Origin of the sequence: Paenibacillus sp. S150, from assembly GCF_019352175.1 — a bacterium.
Lineage (GTDB): Bacteria > Bacillota > Bacilli > Paenibacillales > Paenibacillaceae > Paenibacillus_AQ.
In genome coordinates, this window is record NZ_JACBYI010000088.1 from 1 (window position 1) to 1,567 (window position 1,567).

The 1,567-nt window shown below is 37.9% G+C and carries 3 protein-coding genes; all 3 read left to right on the plus strand.

Translation table 11 applies throughout. The features are described from left to right. A partial coding sequence (locus tag HYD27_RS32310; RefSeq protein WP_228745460.1) for an RHS repeat-associated core domain-containing protein occupies positions 1-838 on the plus strand: 838 nt, incomplete at its 5' end. Positions 839-848: 10 nt separating this feature from the next. Then, positions 849-1,220 (plus strand): hypothetical protein, encoded by a 372-nt coding sequence (locus HYD27_RS31625; RefSeq protein WP_219221744.1) that lies wholly within the window; start codon positions 849-851, stop codon positions 1,218-1,220. A gap of 130 nt (positions 1,221-1,350) precedes the next feature. Further along, positions 1,351-1,567: recombinase family protein (locus HYD27_RS31630; protein ID WP_228745461.1), on the plus strand; the 217-nt coding region annotated here is incomplete at its 3' end.

Consider the following 1,567-nt stretch of genomic DNA (forward strand, 5'->3'; position numbering starts at 1 on the left):
CGAGTGGGGGAACATCACGAGCCAGGTGGAGGGCATCTCCAACTCCTTCAAGTACACCGGAGAAGTGTACGACGCCGAAACCGGGCTTTACTATCTGCGGGCGCGGTATTATGATCCGGGTATGGGGAGGTTTCTCAATGAGGATACGGTTGAGGGACAGATTGATAATCCGCTGAGTCAGAATTTGTATACGTATGTAAGTAATAATCCGTTGATTTATAGTGATCCTACGGGACATAAAGTTAATAAAGTAGAAGTGGATGTTTACCTTGATCTGGCAATTCAGGAGGGGAAACAATCAGACGCTTGGTGGAAAATCAGAAGTATCTTAGGTCAAGAAGCACAATATACTTTGCAGTCTGGTGTCGACAATAATTATTTTAAGTATCTATATAACATGGCAACTGGATATCATTATGAAGAAAGTACTCCTGGTAATATGGAATGGGCAAGAGGAAAATTACAACAACTTCTTGAAGATAGTGCTATCATGCAAAGTATGATGGAATCAGTTGCTATGGGGCTTATGGGCGGGACTACGAAAGTCACAAGCTTAATAAAAACTGAAGCCGGACTTGTAAAAGCGGCTCAGCAAATGGGGAAGAATCCTGCAATTCAAAAGGAAGCGGATGATCTCATAGCAAAGTTTTTAAAAGGTAACGTTAATCCGGGTATTGGGAGTAAAAGTTTGACTAGCGAGATAAATTACTTAAGAGGAAAGGAAGGAGCGAGAGTATTTTATAGAATGAGTAATGGGGAAATGCAAATTTTAGCAAAAGCAAATAAGGCAAACGAACAAACAGTTATAAATATTTTGTATAAAGTCTACGGTAAATAAGGAGGATACTATGAACGTTGTGAAGATAAGTTATCCTACTCCTTTATCAAAAATCATTGATATAGAGAATGATAACATGGATATTTTTATAGAACTTGAAGATGGAACGAATATAACTGTTGTAGTTAGTACGCCACTGAATTTATTGCAACAAATGAAAAATGATAATGTAAACTTTATTTCAGCTTCTCAACCAGACATCATTGTCAGATCATTAACACACGAGAACATTCAACAAGCCATTGAGAATTATGCTAACGGAGATGCATTCTGGTTGAAGTTATTATATGTAGCATCAATTGAGAAAAATGTAGTGGATATGAGTCGTATCAATCAATTCCTAAAAGAATTGAATATGTTGAATAACGAGTTGTTAGAATAACATCAGTTTTGAAAAGCCACATGGGGTCACTATCACCATGTGGTTTTTCTTTTGACTAAACATTTGACATCCTGAGTATGGCGTGGTGTATTTAATCTTATAAAGACATACTAAGTATGTCGGTGATGGAATGATAGGTTTCCAAGACATGCTGACCTATGTAACGAGTCACAAGGTAGATTACGTTGTTGTCCTGAACACAAGCAGATTATGGAGAAGCGATATTGTCAAAGTCCTTGTCCATCGGGAACTGAAGAAACGTAATATCGACATTCGGAGTATTGAACAACCAACCTACAGCATTTTTAAGAAAGACCCGTCTGACTTCCTGATTAACGGTTTGATGG

Coding starts and splice junctions, on each gene's coding strand:
- HYD27_RS31625 (WP_219221744.1), top strand. CDS start 849: ATGAACGTTGTGAAGATAAGTTATCCTACTCCTTTATCAAAAATCATT.